The following is a 22075-nucleotide window of genomic DNA, read 5'->3' as shown; positions in this document are numbered from 1 at the left end:
ACTCCAGGCCGCGGGGTTGGTTACGCTCGCGGACAAGGGCTACGTCGGCGCAGGTCAGCGGGTGCTTGTGCCGTATAAGGGACGCAACAAGCCGCAGTCGCAGAAGACCGCGAACTCCGCCCACGCCAAACTCCGCGGTCCCGGTGAACGAGCCAACGCGCAACTCAAGACCTGGCGCATCCTCCGCAAGCTTCGCTGCTGTCCTCTTCGCGCAGGTCAACTTGTCAAAGCCATCCTCGTCCTACAACTCCGCGAAGCCCGCTGAAATGGGTTCAGTAACTAGTCTAGAGAGCTTTAATGGCTGAGGTTACGGTGGGTGGACGTCCAGGCCGGTCTTGGCGGTGAAGCCGGTGATGAGGGCTGGCCGGTACTGCATGCGGTTGAGCCGGTTCTTCACCACGACGATCAGTTGGTCGACGGTCCGGATGGCGAGGTTGGCCAGGCTCTTCTTCATGTGCGCCCACACGCCCTCGACCGGGTTCAGTTCCGGAGCGTAGGCAGGCAAGTAGAATACCGTCAGCCGGGGACGCGAGGCGATCAGCTGTCTCATCTGCGCCGAGGTGTGGGTGTTGAGGTTGTCCCACACCACCACTAGCGGCCCGCTGAGCTGCTGATGGGCCGCATCGAACAACGCCGCGTAGTCGGCCTCAACGAACCCTCGCCGTTCGCCCTTGCGCCCGCGGTGCTGCCGCATCCGGTAAATCAACCGCGGCAGGCGCCCGGGGCGGGTGGCGATCAGACCTGCCACCGATACCCGCCCAGTGCCCTTGACAGGCAGCGACACGACCGGCGTGTGCCCCTTACGCCCCCAGGTGCGACCCCCGGGAGACCTCAAGGTCTGGCCGGCCTCGTCTTCGAAGCACAACCACACCCCTTGCTGCGCCGCCAGCCTTTTATGATCGGCCACTGTTGGCACGAATGAGGTGGTGACAGTGCGTGCTTAGGAAAGCAGGATCCGTTGCCGCAGCAGTTGCATCGGCTGGGCTGGAGCTGGCAGGCACCCTCCGGCCGCGCCGCCGAACGCGATGAGCAGGCCATTGGCGGTGAGGGCTCGCTGCACGAGTTCAGCCTCGCCCGGGTCTGTCCAGTCAACGGCTCGATGGACGGACAGCGCGAGAGTGCGCCCCTTCGCCGCGCGGCTGGAAACGTAGGGCCACGACGGTGGCCAGGCGGCGTCCGGCGCGGTGGGCGGGGGCTGCGGTCCAGTTGGTCGACGTGTAGGTAGGCCTGGGTGGTACGGGGGTTGGCGTGGCCGAGCAGGGCCTGCACCACGTCGAGTGGTTCGCCGGCGTGCAGCAGCGCGGTGGCCACGCTGTGCCGGATGGCGTGCGGGGTGCGCGTGTGCGGGCCCGGGACGCCGACGGCCCCTGCGAGCCGCTGCAGCAGGTCCAGGACGTAGGAGCGCTGTAGCCGGGCGCCGGTGCGGGTGACGAACAGCGGGCCGGGTGCCGACCCGCGCTCGGCCAGGTGCGCGCCATACGTGAGCGGCGTGTGAGCGCCAAGGGGCGGCGGCGCGGTTGCTAGGCACCGGGACGACCACGTTGATGGGCTTGGCATCTGGGGTGCCGTCCCCGTTGCGATCACCGTCGGCGTACTGGCGAGCCAGCACGCGCACGGCCTCCGGATCGAGGTTGGGATTCAGCGCGATCGGCGCGAGGATCATGCGGTCGCCCAGGTCGGCGGCGCTTCCTGGGGTGACGGGTTGGGCGACGTCTTGGGGGGAGGCGTTGAAATCGGTGACGAGGATGCTGTCGTTGGAGAGTGGCGGTCAGATAGACGCGGCGGCGCGCCGTCGCGAAGGCTGAAATCATCGCAATGGGTGGGCATGGCGGGCTTATCTGGATGCAGGTACTGGTCACGGTGACGGCACACAGGTCCAGCACATCAGCGATCAGCGGCCAGGTGAACTTGAAGTCATCGTCTCCGGCACACGGATGCAGGATTTGCATGACTCTGTCCTGCCGAGCGGTCCAGGACCAGAAGGGGACGGGCACCGTGGCGGTGGGATCGTCGGTCTCCAGGTCAGCCCATGCCTTGGGAGACTGCGCCCGAAGGTCTCGTTCGAATTCGTCGAGGAGGTCGTCGTAGGCGGTGTGGCCGGACGGGATGCTGAGCCGGAACTAGGCCTCGGTGGTGGCGAGCGCGGCATGGGCATCGTCGACCACGACGATGCCCATCTGCAGCTTGTCGCGATGATCGCCGCCTACCCCGAAGACGGATTGGCCGTTGATGAGCTTTTGAAAGGTGGTCACGAGCATCGACTGGCCGCTGCGAAACGCCAGGTCATCGAACCTTTCGGTCACTGCCAACCACATCTGGGCGGCCTCGGCGCGCACCTGAGCGGCCAGATAACGATCCGGGGCCAGGTAGACCGCGGGCCCCAGCTCCTCGTTAAGAGTGCTTCGAGCGATCAGCAGGCCGACGGCCGTCTTCCCGCCGCCGGTGTTCTGCTTGATGACGATGTCCCGCTTGTCCCGGCGCTCGAACCATGCCTCGAGGACCTCGCCCTGCTCATGCCGAAGATAGGGCCAGGGGCGGGAGACAGCGCCGCATAGATCTCTCGCGGGCGCAACAGCGGTTCACGCCGGTTGACCCCCACGAGATTGAGATCAATAGGCACCGTCGCGTCCCTTCCTCATGGGGCTAATCGGACGCGGCAGCCGCCGCGCCGCCATCTCGGCCAAGTTCACAACTGCCGGTCTGCGTTTGTGCGCAGTAGCGCCGTCATGCTGACCCCGCGTCAGCACGCTCTTCGGCAGCACGTTCACCGCCCGCATGCGCCCGCCTTCGTAGGTCCGCCTCAAATGCCTCACGCCGCTGCATCGGCCGAGCCGCCGTCACTGTTACCACCGCATGCCAGCGGCCGTAGCGTCCAGCCGCGGGCGGGCGGGGCGGGTTGATGGCGCCGGAACGATCGTCGACGCAGCCGTCCCCGCGGTCGACCAGCCGAACACCGCCGCCTTTGAGACCAAGCCGGACCCCGCGCGCGAGGAGCGACGACGGCGGCATAGACGGCGCCGGGCGCTGCTGAAGGCAGCCGAGATGGGACGCTCGCGCGGTGGATTAACCAGCAAGGTGCATCTGGCCGCCGACCGGCGCTGCCGCCCGCTGTCGTTCCAGCTCACTGCCGGACAGGCCCCGCTCTTCGTGGCCGTCTTGGAGGGCGTGCTCGGCCCGATCGGCCGCCCGCGCACCCGCCCCGGCGCGGTCGCGGCCGACAAGGCGTACTCCTCCCGCGCCAACCGCGCTTACCTGCGCAGACGCCATATCAAGGCCGTCATCCCGGAGAAGGCCGATCAAGCGGCCAGCCGGAAGTAGAAAGGCCGTCGCGGTGGACGGCCCCTCAATCACGACGACCAGTTGTACAAGGAGCGCAGCGCCGCCGAGCGCTGCATCAACAAGATCAAGGACTGGCGGGAGCTCGCCACCCGCTACGACAAGACACCCACCAGGTACCTCGCAGGCCTCCACCTACGGGGCGCCCTGATGTGGATCCGTAGCCTCCGACCTGCCCCCTGATCTCAACCAGGAACAGACCCTAGGCCACCTCTGAGGACACGGCCGTCCAGGTGTTGCACGACGCGGCGTCACCGCTGGAGAAGCCCCGGTTCGCCCACTTGCGGACGTTGGCCGTCTTCCCGTACACCCGCTCGCTGCCGGCGGCATCGCCCGTGAGCAGGCTCCTGACGTGGGCCCAGTCGCTGCTCGACCTGCCCTTCAGCGGCCAGATGCTCTTGACGAAGGCACCGGCCAGGCAGTCGGCCTGCAGGCTGTAGCGGCGCAGGCGCTCGTTGAGCTCAGCCTTGGTGTCGTACATCCCGCTACCGTCGACATTGGGGCCAATGAGGACGAGCTGCTGCATGTGCCGGGCGTACAGCGCAGCGGTGTTGACCATGAGCCACAGGTCGGAGGGATCCTCCAGGATGTCCTTGCCAAGCTTGTAGGCGACGACGCCGGTATCGCAGTAGATGCTGACCGAGCTCTCGCGCCGGCCAATGCCGCAGTAGGAGCCGGAACTGCTCACGAACTTCAGCCGGGGCGACTCGAAGCTGACGCCGGTCTCGCCGAGGTACTGCTCCCACGTCGCCTCTAGGCACTGCATGGCCGCGCCGATGTAGCGCTTGACGGAGGCAGCGTCGCCGCTCCTGACGGGCGGCTCCTCACAATCGGACGTGGGCATCTTGCCCAGTTTGTACAGGACGTTGTCGATCAGGACCTTCTGTTTGACTGGGTAGGCGGAGGCGGCCGTGGGCATCGCGCCGAGCCACAGGGCTGCGGCAGCCGCTAAGCCGGCGATCGCGCGAATCTTCATGATCCGGAGACTAGTCCAGAACGCGTGCGGTCAGATGGCCGCCGCTGCTGGAGCCGGGTGGCTGAGGCGCTGGAGGATCTCGGACGTGGCGCTGAACCGGTTGAAGGTGGTCGTCGACGACGTCTCGGATGTGCCCCCACAGCCAGGCTGGCATGGGCGGCAAGACGGCTCAGGCGCCCGTTGTAGTCACGCATCGCCGGTCCGCGGCGCGGTTTCCGACTGGCCGCGAGCGACCGTGCCCGAGGTGTGGCGGGCCGCAAGCTGAGTGGGCGCGGTGGCGGCCGCTGCGTACACGTCCTTGATCATCGCTCTGAGCTGGGGAAGGCGGATCACTGTCATCGTGGTCTGCTCCTTCAGTTCGGTATGCAGCCGTTCGACCGCCCGCTCGTCCCAGGACGTCTCGTCTTGGACCAGCACGATGTGTCGCTCGACGGCTCCACGAGCCGTCGGCTTCGGCGATCCAGACGGGTTCGTCGTCCTGGCCGTCGTAGTGGTTGACCATTATGCCGGGGCGGGCGCCGCCGGTCTGGGTGGTAGCGCGGATTCTGCCCTCGGGGTCGAGGGTGAAGGTGCGTGAGGTGGTGCCTTGGGTCATCGAGGCGAGCATGTCGTCGGCGTGGTAGCCGATGGTCAGGTCAGCGCCGCCGCTTGCGTGGGCCTTCGGGACCGTGGTGGTGCGGCCGAAGGCGTCGTAGGTGTAGCCGGTCGTGGTGAGGCGGTCGGCCTCGTCGTAGGTGTAGGTGGTGGTGGTTGGCGTGCTCGTGGTGGAGCACTCGCCGTTGGTGGCGGGGTTGTAGGTGTCCGGCGGCTGCGGTTGGTGTTAGCCGTGAACGCGTACGTCCGGGTGACGCATGTGCCGTTGTAGGTGTCGGCCACCTTGGTCAGGCGTCCTGCGGTGTCGTAGCCATACTCTTGGCGTCCGCCGGGGCTGGTGGCCGCGATGATGGTCCCGTTGATGCCAGGGGTGTTGGTGAACTCCAGCCAGCGGGTTTGGCCCTTGCTGTAGGTGAGCGCAGTCTCGTTGCCTGCGCGTGAACGCGACGGCCGTGATGCCGTAAGGCGCCAGCTCGCCCATCTTGGCATGCAGCTCGTCGGGGACGCCGCCGTTGGCGAACGGGTAGCTCGCCGCCAGCGCCGGCCGGGGGAGATCCACGGCGAGCAGGCCTGCGGTGGCGCCGGTCAGGGTGAGGAAACGTCTGCGGTCCATGGGGGAACTCCTCAGGGCGGCGGGCCCCTGCCCGGGGCCCCAACGATCATCAAGTGCGGTTGCATCATGGCAGACCGGTGAGGCTTCTTGATCCACCCCGGACAGGGGCAGCGACCCGCGCTGAGATCGGGCGGACAGTCCCGGTGCTGCCCGCCGGCGTCTTCGACGCGCTACACCCGGTCAGACCTGTCGGGCGAGGCCCTTCTCGATCGCCTCGATGATCCGCGGCCGCAGTTCGGCGCAACTGATGATCGCGTCCACCGAGCCGACCTCGACCGCCCGCTGGATGCTGTGCACGCGGTCGAACTCGGTGGCCACGTCGGTGAGCTTCTCGGCCCGCACGGAGGACCGCAGCTCGGCCAGCTCGGCGGCCAACGCGGCCCGCGCGGCGGCCGGAGCCTCCGCGACGCGGGCGGCCAGCGCGCGCACGCGGGGGTCGTTGTCCGTCCGCTTGTCGACGTCGCGGGAGAAGACCACCGCGGCGGCCGGAGCACCGCCGAGCACCGACGCGAACGAGCCCTCGACCGCGAGCACGGTCATGTTCGGGTTGAGCGCCTTGGAGAACACCACGAACGCGCCGCCGTGGTACCGCGAGATGACGCAGAACACGATGGGGCCCCTGAAGTTCACCACCGCGCGGCCGATCTCCGCACCGTACTCGAGCTGCAGCTTGCGCATCGACTCGGGCGAGCCGTCGAACCCTGACAGGTTGGCCAGCACGACCAGCGGACGGTTCCCGCTGGCGGCGTTGATGGCCCGAGCGGCCTTCTTGGACGAGCGCGGGAACAGGGTGCCCGCGGTGTAGGTGTCCGGGCCGTCGGTGGGAGGGAACCCGCGGCGCGGCACGGACCGGGACTCGATGCCGAGCAGGCACACCGGCCGGCCACCGAGGTGGACGTCCTGGACCGCGGCGGTGTCCGCGTCGGCCATGCCCGCCCACCGCTCCAGGACCGGGTGGTCCTGATCGGACAGCGCACGCATGACCGTGCGGATGTCGAACGGCTTCTTGCGATCAGGGTTGGACTCGGCGGAGAAGATCTGGCCCACGGTGGTGAAGTCGCTGCCCGGCACGGCGTGCGGGAACGTCGACACGTCGCGGTCCACCGGGTCGCCGGTGACCGTCTTGCGCGGCCCGCTCTCGCCCGGCGCGACATAGCTGTGGTCGTAGTGCGCCATCAGGACGTCCCGCGCGCCGCGGATGTCAGGCGCCCAGTACTGCGCCTGGCCGTTCGGGCCCATGATCCGGTCGTACCCGCCGATGCCGTGGTTGTCCTCGGCCGACACACCGCCGGAGAAGTCGAGCGATTGCTTGCCGGTCAGCACCATCGCGGAGTCCGGCGTCATCACCAGGATGCCCTTGGTGTGCATGAGCATCGTGGCCTCGGCGTTCCAGTACGGCTGGGCGCCGACGTTGATGCCCGCGACCACGATGTTGATCTCGCCGCCGTCCTGGGTGAAGTTCACGATCCGCTTCAGCGCGGCCGCCACCCAGTCCATGTTCTCGGTGCCGGACGACATCGAGATCCGGGCGCCGGCGGACAACGCGAACCACTCCAGCGGCACCCGCATCCGCTCGGCCAGGTCGAGCGCGGCGATCACCCGCGCGCACTCGGGCTCGGACAGCGCTCCGAGCGCCTTCGTCGGGTCGCCCAGCAGCACGACGCGGGTCATGCCCTCCGGGTGGCGCGGCGTGGGCGTGCTGACGACACCCGCGACGAGCGCGGCGGTGTTGCGCCCCTTGGGCCGGTCCACCGGCACCAGCTTCGCGTGCTCGTCCAGGTCGTACTCGGTGAACGAGCCGAACGGCCCGGCGAGCATGCCGGTGAGCTCGTACGGGTAGTGCGTGCCGCGGCTGTGCGCGCGCAGCACTTCCTGGCGGTAGTCGTCCAGCGGCTCGACGGGCTCGGTCGGCGGCTGCACGACGGACAGCTGCATGCCGGAGCCCACGTCGTAGCCGATCCGGACGGCGATGTCGGCGAGCTCGCCGGTGGCGCTGTCGCGGCGCCTGCCGAGGAACAGCACCTCCTCCAGGCCCGCGCCGGCCGTCGTGGGCAACACGCGCTTCGCCACTGTGTTCAGGTCGTCGGGGGAGAGGTCGGTCGGCGGCCACACGTAGATGACTATCCGGTTCGTGCCGGACGTCTTCGCGCCGGGCTTCTTGGCGCGGCGGATCGCGTCGAGGCACGTGGCCAGGGTGTCCTCGGCCGCGGGCAGCGCGACGAGTCTGCCCTCGTCGTCGCGCAACGGGGTCAGGTCGCGGACCTGGCCCAGGGCGACGAGGCGCTCGTCGGACGGGTTGCGCCGTGCCGCGGCTCTGAAGAGGTAGACCTCCTCGTCGGGCGAGGGCAGCCGGGTGAGGTCGAAGTCGCGCAACCGCTCCAGCTGCATGCGCTCCGCGATGCGCGGGTGCAGTCCGCGCAGCAGCCGTTCCTCCACGAAGCCGTCCGCGGACGGCCGGAAGGTGAAGTGGTGGTGCATCACGGCGCCGCTGTTGCCCGCGACGGTCGTGGTGACGCGGCCGACCCGGTTCGACGGCTGCTGCGCGCCCAGGGCCTCGCGCAGGAGCGTGGCCATCTCGTCGGGGTCGCTCGGACCGTCCGACCAGGTCAGGTAGACGTCCGCCACCAGTTCGCCGTCACCGGCGAACGTGTCGACCGCCTTGACCGCCTCGGCCAGCGCGGGGAAGTCGACCGCGGTGGTCACGACGCGGCCACCGCCGGTCGCGGTGCGGTGGTCGGCGACGACGAACGTGCAGCCCGCCACCTTGTTCACCCGGATGTCGCTGAGCGCGCGGCTGCCGTAGTAGCGGCGGCTCAACACCTCCAGCAGCGGCACGGGGTCCACGCCTTCGCGGCCGATCCGCTGGCCGACCAGCCGGACGAGCGGCTCGGCGCTGGCGACCATCGCGGAGATCCGCTCGGCGCGGTCAGGCGCGTCCGGGTGCTGGTCGAGGTGGCGCAGGTGCTTGCGCACGGCCGCGTACACCTTGGCGCGGGTACGGCGCAGCAGCGGCTGGACGAACCAGACGAACACGACGCTGCGCGCCAGGTCCGCGACGGCCGGGAACCTGACCTGGGTGGCGGCGACCAGGTGCTCCAGCGCCAGCCCGACGGTGACGCGGTCCGCCTCGGCGGGCGGGGCCTCGTTCACCCACTGGCGCAGCAGGGTCGTCACCACGGCGACGTCGGCGGACGCGCGCTGCTGGGCCAGGAAGATCCGGAAGACCGCGTCCTCCAGCTCAGGCGTGCGGTCCAGGCCCTCGACGCCGTAATGGGACAGCACGTGCGTGAGCCGCTGCTGGAAGCTCTCCGACAGCCCGGACCGGTCCGAGTCGAGGTACTGCAGGTAGGTGTGGAAGTACTCGCGGGGGCTGTGCACCGCGAAGTCGGACTGTGACTCCTTACCGGCGGGCCGGTTGCGGCTCAGTTCGCTCAGGTCGGCGAACAGGCTCAGCAGCTCGACCTCACCGGCCGGCTCGTGTTCGCCCTCCGCGACGAGCTCGGCGCGTGCGGCCAGGTAGGTGGCGAGCAGGCGCTTCTCGTCCTGCGAGTCGATGTCGAAGCCCAGCAGGAGGCTGCGCAGGTCCTGCAGACCACGCGCGGCCCGCTCGGCCGCGGGCACGTCCACCGGCTCGGGCGGCAGGTCCAGCTCGACCTCCTCCGCCGCGGCCGCGGGACCGGCCGCCTCGTCGTCGTCGCCCAGCGGCTCCAGACGGAGCAGGCGGGCGCCCGCCTCCACCTGGGTGCCGACCGACACCGCGAGCTCCCGCAGGCGACCGCGGAACGGCGCGCGCAGCACGGTCTCCATCTTCATGCTCTCGACCACGAGCAGCGGCGCACCGGCCTCGACCTCGTCGCCCGCCTGCAGCGGCGTGGCCACCACGAGCGCGGGCACGGGCGAGCGCACGATGCCGCCCTCGTCGCGGCTGATCCGGTGGGTGATGCCGTCGACCTCGACCAGGTGGATCGGGCCGTGCGTGCTGGTGACGACCTTGAAGCGGACGCCGTTCACGACGATCTGGCCACTGTGCTCGTCGAAGCGCTCGATGTCGACATCGGCCGCGTGCTCGGGGCCGCCCGCCGAGATGCCGACGCGGAAGCGGTGGCCGCCGGTGCGGGCGACCCGGACGCGATAGCAGACGTCGCGGAGCTTGAGCTCCAGCGCCCGGCCGCTCTCGTGCTGGGACTGCGGTCGGCCGCCGTGCGCGGTGGCCAGGAAACGCTGCCGCGTGACGGTCTCCTCGTCCTTGTAGGCCTCGATGGCGGCGGCGATCAGCGCGATCGCGGAATGCTGGTGCGACACGAGGGCGCCCTGGGCGCGCACGCGGTCGATCCAGCCGGTGTCGGCGGACCCGTCGATCACCGCGGGCTCGTCGAGCAGCATGCGGACGAAGCCCTTGTTCGTCACGCCGCCCTCGATGATGACGGTCGTCTGCGTCATCGCGCGGCGCAGGCGGGCCAACGCCTCCGTGCGGTCACGGCCGTGCGCGATGATCTTGGCGATCATCGAGTCGAAGTCAGCGGGGATCACGTCGCCCTCGCTGAACCCGGTGTCCACCCGGATACCGGGGCCGCTGGGCAGCACCAGCCGGGCGATCCGGCCCGGTGAAGGAGCGAAGTCGCGGTCGGAGTCCTCCGCGTTGAGGCGCGCCTCGACGGCGTGACCCCACTCCTCGGGCGCGTCACCCTCGAGCTTGCCGCCCGCCGCGACGTGCAACTGGGCCTTCACCAGGTCCACGCCGGTGGTGACCTCGGTGATCGGGTGCTCGACCTGCAGGCGCGTGTTGACCTCCAGGAACGCGAACAGCCGCTCACCGGGGTGGTAGAGGAACTCGACGGTGCCCGCGCCCTGGTAGTCCACCGCGAGCACGAGCCGCTCGGCCGCCGCCTTCAGCTCGGCGACCTGCCTGGCGTTGAGCACCGGGGAGGCGGACTCCTCGATGATCTTCTGGTTGCGCCGCTGCACAGAGCAGTCGCGCACGCCCAGCGCCCACGCGGTGCCCTGCCCGTCCGCGATGACCTGCACCTCGACGTGCCGGGCGCCCGTCACCAGGCGCTCCAGAAACACGACGCCGCTGCCGAACGCGCGCGCGGCTTCCTGGCGCGTCAGCTCGTAGGCCTGGGCCAGCTCGTCGGCGTCGGAGATCATCCGGATGCCGCGACCACCGCCGCCCGCGGTCGCCTTCAGCATCAAGGGGTAGCCGATCCGGTCGGCCGCCGCCTTCGCGTCCTCCAGCGTGTCCACCGGACCGCGGCTCCACGGCGCGACGGGCACGCCGACCTCTTCGGCGATCAGCTTCGAGCCGATCTTGTCGCCCAGTCTGCGCATCGCCGCGGAGCTCGGGCCGACGAACGTCACGCCGATCTCGGCGCACAGGTCGGCGAACGCCGGATCCTCCGCCACGAAGCCCCAACCGACCCAGGCCGCGTCCGCGCCGGTCTCGACCAGCGCCTTCCTCAGGACAGCGTGGTCCAGGTAGGGCCGGTTCGCGGCGAGCCCCAGGTCGTAGGCGATGTCCGCCTCGCGGACGAACGTGGCCGTCCGGTCGGAGTCCGTGTACAGCGCGACGGTCTCGATCCGTGTCCCCGTCTCCGCGGCTAGGTCCCGAACGGCGTGGATGAGCCGCATGGCGGCTTCACCGCGGTTGACGATGGCGACACGACTGAACACTGAGCGGGCCTTTCGAAGACAGTGAACACGGCGGCCGTCCCCGCCCTGACCGGGTACATACTGTCGGCTGCCCCCCGGTATCGGAATGGCGGCGACTCAGCGGGCTTCGCGGCCGGAGTTGTGGGGATCGCACAAACGCACCCGGCGGTGCGGTGTGGCATGAGGCTGCTGTGACCGCGGTTGCGCAACTTCCTCGCCTCAGGCCGACGCCTCCGCGAGCCCGTCCAGATAGTGCCGGACGGGACCGAGGCTGAGCAGCCCCGTTCCGCCGCCGGCCAGCTCGTTCGCGGCAGGCAGGAGCTCCCGCCTGAGCCGCTTCATCGCGGTGTGGTCGCGGACGCCGATCGCGACCCTGGCTTCGAGGGCCAGCCGCGCCTCGTAGAGCAGGTCGCGCGGCGAGGCCGGGAGCGTGCGCAGGGCCACGGCCGCCTCCTCGGACCTGCCCGAGACCAGCAGCCGCAGTGCGTGCGCCCACTCGCGGCAGGTGCCGAAGTCGGCGCTCCAGTCCACCGTGTCCCTGTCGAGAGAGAGCAGCGCGAGAGGCAGCAGACCACGTGCCATCCCTCGCATGCCGGTGCTGTTCAGGCGGGACGCCGCGGAGCGGTAGGCGGCCTCGGCTTCGGCCGTACGGCCTTCGACCGCGAGCCGCAGCGCCGCGTACCACTGGGTGAAGACGCCGACCAGGGGGATGTCGTGCCACTCGGCGAAGGCGTCGGCCGCGGCGGCGTGCCGGTCGGCGGCCTCGAAGTCGGCCAGGGCGGAGTGCGCCTGCAGCAGGATCAGGTGTCCGGTGACCTCGAATCCGGGCAGGTCATTCTGAACGGCCAGAGCCAGCAGCTCGGTCCCGATGCCGATCCGCTCGGGGGCCAGCCCTGTGCGGTGGAAGGACTGCATGTAACGGCCGTTGAGCGCGAAGGCCAGCAGTACCGGATCCCCTGCGCGGCGGGCGAGCGCCTCGGCCTCCGCCGCCGCGTCGTGCGCTCGCGCGCTGCCGGCGCCCCGGGATTCGAGGGCGATGGTGCTCTGCAGCCGGCTTCGCTCGGCCGGCCGTTCGGGCGGAAGGGCGGCCAGGGCGCGCTCTGCGGCGGCGACGACCCGGCGGGACAGGGGCTCGTCGTCGTTGGTCGTCCAGACGGCGGGGACGTCGAAGGCCCCGAGCACCTGCGAGGACAGGTCCGGGTCGTCGAGCTCGCCGATCGCGGCGAGGGCCTGGGCACGGAAGGTCCTGGCGGTGTCCAGGTCGCCGATGAGCGCCAGCGCCCGCACCAGCCCCATCACGATCTCCAGCCGCGCCCGTACGTCCTGATCCTCCCGAAGGTCGTGAGCGCCCAACGCGTCCCGCCACAGCCGCGCCGCCAGGTGCGGAGCGAAGCGCCGCTCCGCACGCTCGGCCGCGGCCCTCGCGTAGTGGGCGGCGCGCGGCGCGGTGGCGCGGCTCTGCGCGCGCACGTAGTGGTGAGCGATGGTCTCGATGTCGTACGGCCTGAGCCGCTCGACGATCTCCGCTGTCCGGGCGTGGAAGCGGGCCCGACGACTGCGGGTCATGTCGTCGTACAGCGTGTCGCGGACCAGGGCATGGGCGAAGGCCACCCGTTCGGCCCCTGGTTCGACCACGAATCCGGCCCGCGTCGCGTCCTCGACCGCGTGCAGAACCGTCTCCTCGTCGCCCGTCAACTCGGTCAGCACCACCAGATCCGCCTCCTGGCCGAGCACCGCGGCCTGACGCAGAACGTCGCGGCTCCGCTCGGGAAGCCCGGACAGCCGGTGGCGTACGACGTCGCGGATCCCGTGGGGCACGTCCGACAGGCCCGCCACGCCCTCGGCGTCATAGAGGCTGGCCAGTTCGCGGACGTAGAAGGGATTTCCCGCGCTCCGGCCATAAATGATCTTGATGGAGGCGGGCTCGGGTTTCCGGTGGGAGACGGCGGCGACGAGGTCGGCCACCGCCTCCTCGGGCAGGCCGCCGAGATGGACCCGGGTGGGTTCGGCCCGGGCGAGCCTGGCAAGCGCCGCGGTCAGCGCAGGAGTGAGCTCGGTGGAGCGGTAGGTTCCGACGATCAGGACGCGCCCCCGCGGCGGCTCGGCGGACAGAGAGACCAGCAGGTCCAACGTCTCCTCGCCGGCCCACTGCAGGTCGTCAAGAATCAGCAGCAGCGGTGCCCGCTCGGCCGCCCGCGCCACGGCGGCCGCGACGTGACGGCGCAGGGCGAACCTGTCGGCTGGGAAGTCGGCGACGGCACCGAGCGCGGCGAGGATCCGGCTCCACGGCCAGGCCGCCGGCACACCACCGCCTTCGGAGCCGGCTCCCCGGACGCTGGTCCAGCCCTGCGCCCGGAGCCGTCGCGCCAGCTCCTCCGCGAGGGCGGTCTTGCCCGCTCCCGCCTCGCCTGAGATCAGTCCCAGGGTGGTGGCAGGCCGCTGGAGGGCGGCCAGTTCTTCGGTCCGGCCGAAGAAGGGGCGTGGCGAGGAATGCCCCTCCCGCGCGGGCAGGGCCAGATGCGGAGCCTGGGCCAGGATGTCGGCCTCCAGCCTGCGCAGCTCGGGACCCGGATCCACGCCCAGCTCCTCGACCAGGCTCTCCCTGGCCCTGCGGAGCACGCCGAGGGCGTCGCCTTGGCGGCCGGAGCGGTACAGCGCCAGAGCCAGAAGCCGCCAGGCGTCCTCACGGTACGGGTGCCCGCCGACCTGGGTTTCCAGATCGGCCACCACGTCGGCGGCCAGGCCGAGCGCCAGCGCCGCCTCCGCTCGCCGCTCGATGGCGAGGAGCCTCAGCTCGCCGAGCCTGGTGATCTCGCCACGGGCCCAGTCCCGGTCGGCGAACTCGGCGTAGGCAGGCCCCCGCCAGAGCGCCAGCGCCCCGTCGAGGAGCGCCATGGCCCGCTCGGGAGGAAGCTCACGGGAGTCGGCGACCGCCTTCTCGAACCGCCAGGCGTCCACGTTCTGCTGTTCGGCCCGCAGCGCGTACCCAGGCGCGGCCGTGACGAGGAGCTCGGCCGGCGCGCGAGGCAGGCGGTCGGGCTCCAGGGCCCGTCGAAGCGCGGACACGAAGGTCTGCACGGTCCCGAGCGCGCCCTCGGGCGGGTCGTCCCACAGGTCAGCGATCAGCCAGTCCACCGGGACCACCCTGCCCCTGGCGATCAGCAGCCTGGCCAGGAGCTCCCGGTGCCGGGGCCCCTTGAGCTCGACGGGCCTCCGCTGCCCGTCGAGGGCCTGCAACGGCCCGAGCACCCCGAATTCGATCACTTCTCCCATCCTAGCTGCGCTTCGTCCTGCTCAGTGGCCGCTGACCAGGCGCTCAGTCGCCTCGCCCAGGCTGTTCCTGTCAACCGAAGGGGAGAACCTCATGATCACCGGATTCGACCGTCAGCGGATCACCGTGGCGGACGGCGTGGCGCTCAACGTCGCCGTGGGCGGCTCGGGCAGCCCGATCGTGCTGCTGCACGGCTTCCCGCAGACCCACCTGATGTGGCGGCACGTCGCGGCCGACCTGGCCGCCGACCACACTGTCATCTGCCCCGACCTGCGCGGGTACGGCGACAGCGACAAGCCTGCCGAGCCCGACGGAAGCGCCTACTCCAAGCGGACGATGGCCGCCGACATCGTCGCGCTCGCCGGCGCCCTCGGGCACGACCGCTTCGCCCTGGCCGGACACGACAGGGGCGCCCTGGTCGCCGTCCGCGCCGGGCTCGACCACCCCGGCACCGTCACCCACCTGGCCTGCCTCGACGTCCTGCCCACGCTGGACATGTGGAACGTCATGCGAGGAACCTCGGCCGCCGTCGGCTTCCACCTCTTCCTGATGGCGCAACCCCCCGGCCTGCCCGAACAGATGATCAGCGCGAGCGCCGACGCCTTCTTCGGCCACTTCCTGGACGCGTGGACCCTCGACCCCGGCGCCATCCCGGCCGACATCCGCGCCGCCTACCTGGAAGCGTCCCGCGAGGCGGTCCCCTCGATCGTCGCCGACTACCGGGCCTCGGCCGGCATCGACGTCGAACACGATCGGGCCGACCGTGAGGCGGGCAACACCCTGCGGATGCCCGTCACCGTCCTGCAACAGGACTGGGGCGCGATGCTCGGGTTCGACGCCGCGGACCTCTGGCGTGCCTGGGCTCCCCGGCTGGAGCACCACACCGTGACCGCTGGGCACTTCATGGCCGAGGAGGACCCCGCCGAGGTCATCAAGGCCCTGCGGAGCCTCCTGACCCGCTGACCGCCGCCCGGCGCCTGCGCGTTCCAACCCGCCTGCGCCGATCGAGCATGACCGCCGACCGGTCGAGCGCGGCGATCGCCGTCGTCGTGAAGGGCCGGGCCAGGGCCAGGCTGTGACGAACAACGGGATAGCGTGGGAGGCAACCCCTCTGACCCGCACATGCCAAGCGTTCGCGCCGCGGACCCAGCCGGAAGGCCCCTGGCAGGGCGAAGCGGCGAGCTCATCACTCGTTTCCACGGCAGATGCCGCAAGAAGCCGAGCACCCACTCGCGAGGGGGCCCACCATGGCACACAAGAGGACGGTGCACGTCCGCAGGGTTTACGAGGCTCCGGAGCAGGCTGACGGCGCCAGAGTGTTGGTCGACCGGATCTGGCCCCGCGGAATGACCAAGGAGAAAGCCCACCTCGACGAGTGGTGCAAGCAGGTCGCACCGTCCACGGAACTGCGCAAGTGGTATGGCCACGACCCCGAGCGTTTCGCGGAATTCAGCCTCCGCTACCGGGCCGAGCTCGAGGATCCCCAGCGCGCGGCCGCGCTGGAGCACCTGCGCGACCTCGCCAAGGGCCGAACTCTGACACTGCTCACCGCGACCAGGCATCCCGACATCAGCGAAGCCGAGGTGCTCGCCGAACTGCTCCGGGGCTGACCGTCCCAGAGCAGCGGTACGGTCCACGCGGCCGCCGGCGTGGCCGTTCGACGCCGAGATTCCCATCAGGGGTAGGTCGCGGATCGCGGTACGGAGATCCTCGGCCGGGCGCCGGGCACGGAGAGGAAGAAGTCTCCGCTGCCTTCAGGGCGTGAAAGGCTCCACCCGGCCGCCGCTGTTGCGGGCATCGACGGCATGCCCCGCGCACAGGAGCGTCTCGCCTGCGATGTCGATCAGGCGGTGGGTGGCGAGCTCGGCGCACGGGGCGATCTCGCGCCGGTAACCCCACGTTCGGCCGCAGCCGGGGGTGGCGCAGTGGGTTGTGCCGCCGGCCGCGATCAGGGTGCTGCCGTGTTCGGGGCATACTCCCCAGCCCATGCTGCAGAAGGTGAACAGCCGGTAGGCGGGCCGGAGATCGCAGGCGGTCTCCAACAGCTCGTAGGCGGCCTGGCGGACGAGGCCGGCGGCGTCCGGCAGCCGGAATCCGGCCCGGCCCTGGGGGTCGGCCTGCGACAGTACGCCCGCCAGGTTGTCGATGGCGGCCGCAAGCTCCTCGGCGTGGGTGGCGAGCTCGCGCACCTCGGCGGCCGTGGGAGTGGCCGGTGTTGACGTCATGGTCTCTTCTGCTCAGGTGGTGGCGGCCTGCTGCGTGAACCAGCCGGCCCTCTGCCGAAACTACCCCCTTCAGCACCGTGAAACGCGTCCTGACCTGACAGCCGAGGCCCTATCGGGGCTGCCCGTCGGGGGACATCGGAGCCCCGTGCGCACGATGGCGGTCCTGCGCCGGCCGCGGCACTCGACGTCCGCCGTGTCACACGTCGAACAGCGCGCTCTCCACGTGGTCGAGCGCCAGCCGTACCGCTCCCAATGCCACCGATTCGCTGCCCAGCGTCGACGCCTCCACCCGCACGGGGAAGAGGCAGAGCTCAGCGAGCTCCTCACGCAGGGGTCCCACCAGCAGGTCACCAGCACCTGACATGCCGCCACCGAGCACGACCAGCTCGGGGTCCATGGTGAGAATCGCCGCGCCCACACCTCTGGCCAGGTCGCGGGCGAAGTCCCGGACGATGGCGCCCGCCTTGTGGTCGCCCCTGCGCACCGCCACGAAGACCCGCTCGGCGGCCTCCGCGGTCGAGCCCTCGTCCTGGCCGTAGGCGTAGAACCGGTCCAACGCGGTGTACCACCCGAAGGCGCTCATCACGCCGATCTCTCCGGCGGCGCCGTTGCGGCCGAGGTGCAGCTTGGGGATCAGGCCGGGCGGCTACGCCTCGACGGCCGGCCACCTCCTCGCATGCGCTGCAACGACCCGGGCGCGCCTTGCCTCGGCGTGGCCTGCCGATTCCAGGTCTCAGCGCTGCCTGAAGGCTCTGCGGTAGTCGCGGGGCGGCACGCCGCGGCGCAGCGCGAACCGCTCTCTGAACACGGCGGCGCTGCCGTAGCCGACGTGACGAGCGATGTGCTCGACGGGCAGGTCGGTCGTCTCCTGGCTCCCATGACCGACGCACCCAGCGGCCGTTCGGCCGCCTTCCATGTCCTGGCCACCGGATACACGACCTCCACGGGACCCGGCGTGGCCGCCACCGTGTCCTACGTCACCGAGGGCGACCTCAGAATCGTGGTGGACCCCGGCATGGTCGCGAGCCAGTCGTTGATCACCGACGCGCTGGCCGATCTCGGCCTGAAGACGGACGACATCACCGACGTCGTGCTCAGCCACCACCACCCCGACAACATCCTCAACGTGGGCCTGTTCGGCCAGGCGCGCATCCACGACCACAAGGCGATCTACCGTGGTCATGAGTGGACGAGCAGGGAGGCTGAGGGCTACGCGTTCTCCCCGTCGATCAGGCTGATCGCCACCCCCGGCCACAGCGCCGAGGACATCACCCTGCTGGCCGGCACCGCCCAGGGCGTCGTGGCCTTCGCGGGCGACCTGTGGTGGCGGGCCGACGGCCCCGCCGACGACCCGGTCACCATCGATCGCCGTCTCCTCCGGACCAGCAGGGAGCGCGTACTGGCCGTCGCCGACCTCATCGTCCCCGGGCACGGCGCACCCTTCACCCCGACAGCGGCCACTCCGCGCTGACGCTCGAAAACGTCGAGGTCAGCGGCAGCACCGGGACCTTCACCGGCTCCCGCCCCTGTGCGGTCATCGTCGACCGGCCGGCCTCCCTCAGCCTGGAAGGACTTCCTCCCGGTGGAGCCGGCAAGACCACCATGGTGAAGGTCCTGTCCACGCTCATCTCCGCCGGCGGCGGCGTCGACCTGCACGTGCGCGTGCGTCAGTCGCGCCGGGCCAGCTCGTCGAGCGCCGTCAGCGCGGGCAGCTCGCTCTGTGCCTGCGTCTGGACGGTGCCGCAGACCTGGTCCTCCGGTTCACCAGCCCACCGGTGCAGGGCCGTGAGCGGCAGGTCGCCCGCGGCCTTGGCTTCGCGCAGGCGCCCGACCCAGGCGATGGCCGCGTTCCGGCCCTCCGCTCCGGCGGACTCAGCGGGGACGAATCCGGCCGACTCCTCGCGGGCGGCGGCCCACAGGTAGCCCAGCGTCATGCCAGACAGGGTGACCGGGACGAAGGAGATCGCGCCGGACGCCGTCCACGACCATTCGTCAGGAACGCTGATGGTGTGGAAGGCGGGGTTGTCACGCGGCGAATCCATGATCAGTCCTCGTCTCTCAGGACGGTGGCGAACACCTTGTACTGGTTGTTCTCGACCAGCACCTTGTCCACCCTGTACCGACTTCCCCTGGCCAGCAGGAGCTCGCTCGACGGCCCCTCCGACCGCTCGATGTCGGGGAAGAGCCCCCGCATGTGGACGGCGTGCGTGCCGGCGGGGACCCTGAGCCAGATCTTGACCATGGTGTAGCGCTGGACGAAGTGCTCATAGGGGGGAGGATGCTTGTTGGTGGACGTGGACAGGAAGGCGAGATCCTCCTGGGTCGTGCCCTCGAGACGGTCCATCGGCCGGTCGAAGGCGTCCACAAGCACCTGCCTGGACACCACGATGTCCTCGGGGACCACTGATTGCAGCATCGCGGCGTCCATGTCGGCGATGTGCGCCGCCGCTTCCGGCGATGGCTCGGTCATCTGCCGGAGCGGCTGGTTGATCTCGGGGAAGGTATCGTTCCGCCGATAGGCGCGCAGCGCCTCCCGCGAGGCCGTGGTGAACCGCTCCGACTGCGGGGTCATGTGGCGTTCCACCCAGGCGGCGTAATCACTGTCGGCATGGAAGCGGGCTGCCCCGTCACTCCATCCGGAGAGGCCGTTCCAGCCGGTGATCTCCTGGCTGAGGAAGTGGCGCTCGCTCATCCGCCAGAAGTTCCGGTTGAGACCGGCGACGAGTTCCTCACCTGGTGGCTTCCCCTCGACCCGCTGACGCACCAGAAGGGTGTTCGTCGCGGGGTCGTAGGAGGCTCCACCGGACCTGCCGTCGTGCTCGTGGAAGAGCTTGACCTCGATGGTGATGTCGAATCGCTTGAGCAGTGCCAGCCTCTCCGCGGGAGCGTCTCCATGGCGATGGATCACTTCCGCCATGTCGGCGATTCGCCCCGCCTGTACGGCCTCCGCGTCAGCGCGGGCCCGAAGGGCATCGGAGACGTCGGGGGACCGCCGCGCTCTCAAGGCGTCGGCCGCGGCCGCGTCGGCCGCCGCACGTGCGCCTGCCACGTCGCCTTCGGCCAGCGCGTTCCTGGCGTCGTGGAGCGGCCGGATGCCGTCCGCCCCGGTCGGCGGCGCGTCACGCACCTGCGGCCCGCCGGCGGTCTCGTCCGCAGGAAGCGTGCTCGGATCCGGCCGGTCCCGGCCGTCCCCTCCTTCGCGGCCGGGCGTGTCGTTGTGCACCGGCCCGTGGGCCTCGGGTGGGTCGGACGGCTGGTTGATCAGGTCGTCGATCGACGGCCGCGATGGGCCACCCGCTTCCGCCCGGTCCTGGGGTGTCTGGCCCTGCCCGTTGCGCACGGCGGGCTCGTCCGGCCCCGCCGCCCTGCCGCCGCCGTCGCCTCGATGCGCGGGAGCGCCTTCCCGAACGGCCTGCCGAGGAGGGTGCGCGAGGGAGTCCGGCACGGCTCCCGGGGGGCGTGCTCCGGCGACAGGTTCGGCGCCGCGCACGGGCGCGACCGCGGGCACGTCATGACGCGCGGCGGTGGCCTGCAGGCCGGTCCCGGCATGGGCGTCGCGGAAGGGCGGCTCAGGTGTGCCGGACCGCACGTCCGGTGGGGTGCCGACGTTCGGCGGGGCTTCCGCGAGGTGGCTGGCGCGTTCGCCGTCCTGGCGCGCGGGCCTCTCAGCGGCCGGTCCCCGGTCGCCAGGCGCGTCGAAGGCCGGAAGGGGCGTCGCCGGTCCAGGGTCCGGCGGCACCCGCCTGGGATCGGGCACCGGTCCGAAGCCCGGCGGGTCTTTCGGTGGCGCGGAGCCGGGGGATGGCGGATCTTGCGGCAGGTGGTCTGGAGGCGGTACGGCGCCGCCTTCGCCACGGCGTCCCAGGAGCAGCGGCGACGCCAGGTGCTGGCCGTCCGCGCCCAGCGCCCCCGCGGTGCCGCTCTTGAGGATGAGGTCCCAGTCGAGTGGCCGGCCGTCTATCTTCAGGCTGATCGCGGTGGTGGCCGACCCCGCGACGCCGTACTGCAACGCCTGGCCGGGAAGGGTGTGCATCAACCCCGCCAGCAGCCGCTCGCCGAAGGCCGCCTCGGCCCGCGCCACCCCGGCGTGCAGCGCCGGTGGCGCCAGGCGGCCCAGCCCGCAGCCGAGCAGCCCTGTCAGCAGCCCGTTGATGGCTCCGTCCCGCACGGCCATCAGCAGCTGGTCGGTGTCGAACGTGTCGCGCCGCCCACCCTCGATCTGGGTCGCCTGCACCAGGAGTTCCACCGCACCGCCGAAGCCGGCGAAGACACCCATCAGCATCAGGGTGGTGTTGCGGATCTGTAGCGCGCTCATCCTGGAGACCTGCAGGACAGGGCGGAGCAGCCACGGCGCCTGCCACAGCACCAGCGGCAGCACGATGAGCAGGAAGACCACGATGAACGTGATCATGCGCTGCGCGTGCTGGATCGTGACGCCGACGCCGTTCAGCGAGATCGCCGCGCGGATGAGCCGCTGCACCAGTTCGGCCCGCCGTCCGCCCACGGTCTGCTCGACGTGGCGGACGAACGCCTGCTGGGCTGCTCCGTTCCAGGAGTCGCCGATCATACTGGCGACGGCGGGGTCGGCCGCCTCGGTGCCGGCGACCACCCGGTGCGCCGCCACCACGCAGGCGTCGGCCATCCGGAAGCATCCCTCAGGGTCCCCCTCCGGCCAGGCCATGCCGGTGACCCAGTCGATGTGCGGCCGGAGGAACTCGGGGACCACGCATCCGTCGAAACCCATACGCGATCGTCAGCCGTGGAGCCGGGCAGGGATCACCCGGTGCCCCCGTTGACGTGCTCGACGCCTTCGTAGAGCGTGGCGTTCGCCTGCAGGCCCGTGTCCATGTCGTCGAGTTCGGCGAGGTAGGCGTCGAACGCGGCGTAGACCTCCCGCTCGATGGTGGGGAGATTCCGGTGCAACTCGACGCCGTACTGGTCGTCGCCGAGCGCGGCCCTGTCCCTGTCGAGGGCCGCGCGCAGGTCGCGCTTGGCCGCGGCCACGCTGTCGTGGTGGTCGCGGGCCATGGCACCTCCTCCGCGGAGCCGGTTCGACGAGGCGGAATAGCCCTGGTCGCTCACGCTGTCCCCAGTCCGGAGGCGCCGGACCCGAGCCTGCGCGACAACGGCGTGCACGTGTCGGCGAGGTCGTCGAACGATGTGCTGAATGTGTCCGCCACAGGGCGCACCTCCCCTTTCGTCAGCGCTGTGACGATCATGATAAGTCCGCCGATGCCCGCTACCGGGTGAATGTGGTGATTGTTATTGGATGCCCGGTCGTCACGCGCCTGCCGACCCGTTGGGCTCGTCGAGCGAGACGGTGCAAGCCGATTCCCGGCGCCCGGAGGAGCCGGTTCTGGCGCTCAAGGAGAGAAAGCGCATGGGCGAGTGGCCGGGTCCGCCGCGCAAGT

Annotated in this window: 15 protein-coding genes and 3 pseudogenes; 6 read left to right on the top strand and 12 right to left on the bottom strand. The window is 70.7% G+C overall.

Annotation, left to right across the window (positions count from 1 at the left end; genetic code table 11):
• The coding region (locus tag AC3EO4_RS31380) for a transposase family protein (RefSeq protein WP_431898901.1) at positions 1–265 on the top strand (265 nt) is incomplete at its 5' end.
• 42 nt (positions 266–307) lie between these two features.
• Here AC3EO4_RS31380 and AC3EO4_RS31375 read toward each other — a convergent pair.
• On the bottom strand, positions 308–871 hold the full coding sequence (locus tag AC3EO4_RS31375; protein ID WP_431898904.1) for a transposase: 564 nt from the start codon (positions 869–871) through the stop codon (positions 308–310).
• 87 nt (positions 872–958) lie between these two features.
• Here AC3EO4_RS31375 and AC3EO4_RS31370 point away from each other — a divergent pair, with 87 nt between their 5' ends.
• Positions 959–1225: a winged helix-turn-helix domain-containing protein gene (locus AC3EO4_RS31370; protein WP_431898900.1), complete on the top strand. Its 267-nt coding sequence runs from the start codon at positions 959–961 to the stop codon at positions 1223–1225.
• Here the strand turns inward: AC3EO4_RS31370 and AC3EO4_RS31365 are convergent.
• Positions 1222–1557: pseudogene (locus tag AC3EO4_RS31365) on the bottom strand (tyrosine-type recombinase/integrase); the annotation flags it as partial. The gene AC3EO4_RS31370 and the pseudogene AC3EO4_RS31365 overlap by 4 nt on opposite strands.
• Before the next feature lie 563 nt (positions 1558–2120).
• A pseudogene (locus tag AC3EO4_RS31360) lies at positions 2121–2510 on the bottom strand (DEAD/DEAH box helicase); the annotation flags it as partial.
• Positions 2511–2991: 481 nt separating this feature from the next.
• Here AC3EO4_RS31360 and AC3EO4_RS31355 point away from each other — a divergent pair.
• A pseudogene (locus AC3EO4_RS31355) lies at positions 2992–3519 on the top strand (IS5 family transposase); the annotation flags it as partial.
• A 19-nt stretch (positions 3520–3538) separates the two neighbouring features.
• Here the strand turns inward: AC3EO4_RS31355 and AC3EO4_RS31350 are convergent.
• The 4 genes from AC3EO4_RS31350 to AC3EO4_RS31335 form a co-directional block, all read right to left on the bottom strand.
• Positions 3539–4312, bottom strand: coding sequence for a neutral zinc metallopeptidase (locus AC3EO4_RS31350; protein ID WP_431898899.1), 774 nt, complete (start codon positions 4310–4312; stop codon positions 3539–3541).
• 186 nt (positions 4313–4498) lie between these two features.
• A complete protein-coding gene (locus tag AC3EO4_RS31345; RefSeq protein WP_431898898.1) occupies positions 4499–4729 on the bottom strand; it encodes a hypothetical protein in 231 nt (76 codons plus the stop codon).
• A gap of 970 nt (positions 4730–5699) precedes the next feature.
• Positions 5700–11189 (bottom strand): ATP-binding protein, encoded by a 5490-nt coding sequence (locus AC3EO4_RS31340; RefSeq protein WP_431898897.1) that lies wholly within the window; start codon positions 11187–11189, stop codon positions 5700–5702.
• A gap of 198 nt (positions 11190–11387) precedes the next feature.
• Entirely contained in the window at positions 11388–14432 is a 3045-nt protein-coding gene (locus AC3EO4_RS31335; protein ID WP_431898896.1) for an ATP-binding protein, read from the bottom strand.
• A 100-nt stretch (positions 14433–14532) separates the two neighbouring features.
• Between AC3EO4_RS31335 and AC3EO4_RS31330 the strand changes: the two genes are divergently transcribed.
• Together AC3EO4_RS31330 and AC3EO4_RS31325 are read left to right on the top strand one after the other, a co-directional pair.
• Positions 14533–15402, top strand: a complete 870-nt coding sequence (locus AC3EO4_RS31330; protein ID WP_379576947.1) for an alpha/beta fold hydrolase — start codon at positions 14533–14535, stop codon at positions 15400–15402.
• A 284-nt stretch (positions 15403–15686) separates the two neighbouring features.
• On the top strand, positions 15687–16049 hold the full coding sequence (locus tag AC3EO4_RS31325; protein ID WP_379576949.1) for a DUF488 domain-containing protein: 363 nt from the start codon (positions 15687–15689) through the stop codon (positions 16047–16049).
• A 144-nt stretch (positions 16050–16193) separates the two neighbouring features.
• Here the strand turns inward: AC3EO4_RS31325 and AC3EO4_RS31320 are convergent, their stop codons facing one another.
• Together AC3EO4_RS31320 and AC3EO4_RS31315 are read right to left on the bottom strand one after the other, a co-directional pair.
• On the bottom strand, positions 16194–16664 hold the full coding sequence (locus AC3EO4_RS31320; protein ID WP_379576951.1) for a hypothetical protein: 471 nt from the start codon (positions 16662–16664) through the stop codon (positions 16194–16196).
• Positions 16665–16860: 196 nt separating this feature from the next.
• A complete protein-coding gene (locus tag AC3EO4_RS31315; RefSeq protein WP_379576952.1) occupies positions 16861–17247 on the bottom strand; it encodes an ROK family protein in 387 nt (128 codons plus the stop codon).
• A gap of 294 nt (positions 17248–17541) precedes the next feature.
• On the opposite strand from AC3EO4_RS31315, the gene AC3EO4_RS31310 reads away from it, so the two are divergent.
• Positions 17542–18135 (top strand): MBL fold metallo-hydrolase, encoded by a 594-nt coding sequence (locus AC3EO4_RS31310; protein ID WP_379576956.1) that lies wholly within the window; start codon positions 17542–17544, stop codon positions 18133–18135.
• Between the two features lie 196 nt (positions 18136–18331).
• Here the strand turns inward: AC3EO4_RS31310 and AC3EO4_RS31305 are convergent, their stop codons facing one another.
• Genes AC3EO4_RS31305 through AC3EO4_RS31295 form a run of 3 tightly spaced genes read right to left on the bottom strand, consistent with a single transcriptional unit; the run spans position 18332 to position 21692 of the window.
• Positions 18332–18706, bottom strand: a complete 375-nt coding sequence (locus AC3EO4_RS31305; RefSeq protein WP_431898895.1) for a hypothetical protein — start codon at positions 18704–18706, stop codon at positions 18332–18334.
• A 2-nt stretch (positions 18707–18708) separates the two neighbouring features.
• Entirely contained in the window at positions 18709–21408 is a 2700-nt protein-coding gene (locus AC3EO4_RS31300) for an ADP-ribosyltransferase (protein ID WP_431898894.1), read from the bottom strand.
• A gap of 32 nt (positions 21409–21440) precedes the next feature.
• Complete coding sequence (locus AC3EO4_RS31295; protein WP_379576962.1) at positions 21441–21692, bottom strand: hypothetical protein; 252 nt, start codon at positions 21690–21692, stop codon at positions 21441–21443.
• Positions 21693–22075: the final 383 nt, after the last annotated feature.

The organism is Nonomuraea sp. bgisy101, assembly GCF_057708945.1.
Note: the sequence above shows the minus strand (reverse complement) of the source record. Positions and strands in the feature narration are given on the sequence as shown.

Bases quoted from the DNA above. Each gene is read 5' to 3' on its own strand.
- AC3EO4_RS31350 (WP_431898899.1), bottom strand. From the start codon at position 4,312: ATGAAGATTCGCGCGATCGCCGGCTTAGCGGCTGCCGCAGCCCTGTGG.
- AC3EO4_RS31330 (WP_379576947.1), top strand. From the start codon at position 14,533: ATGATCACCGGATTCGACCGTCAGCGGATCACCGTGGCGGACGGCGTG.
- AC3EO4_RS31325 (WP_379576949.1), top strand. From the start codon at position 15,687: ATGGCACACAAGAGGACGGTGCACGTCCGCAGGGTTTACGAGGCTCCG.
- AC3EO4_RS31320 (WP_379576951.1), bottom strand. From the start codon at position 16,664: ATGACGTCAACACCGGCCACTCCCACGGCCGCCGAGGTGCGCGAGCTC.
- AC3EO4_RS31315 (WP_379576952.1), bottom strand. From the start codon at position 17,247: ATGAGCGCCTTCGGGTGGTACACCGCGTTGGACCGGTTCTACGCCTAC.
- AC3EO4_RS31310 (WP_379576956.1), top strand. From the start codon at position 17,542: ATGACCGACGCACCCAGCGGCCGTTCGGCCGCCTTCCATGTCCTGGCC.
- AC3EO4_RS31305 (WP_431898895.1), bottom strand. From the start codon at position 18,706: ATGGATTCGCCGCGTGACAACCCCGCCTTCCACACCATCAGCGTTCCT.
- AC3EO4_RS31300 (WP_431898894.1), bottom strand. From the start codon at position 21,408: ATGGGTTTCGACGGATGCGTGGTCCCCGAGTTCCTCCGGCCGCACATC.
- AC3EO4_RS31295 (WP_379576962.1), bottom strand. From the start codon at position 21,692: ATGGCCCGCGACCACCACGACAGCGTGGCCGCGGCCAAGCGCGACCTG.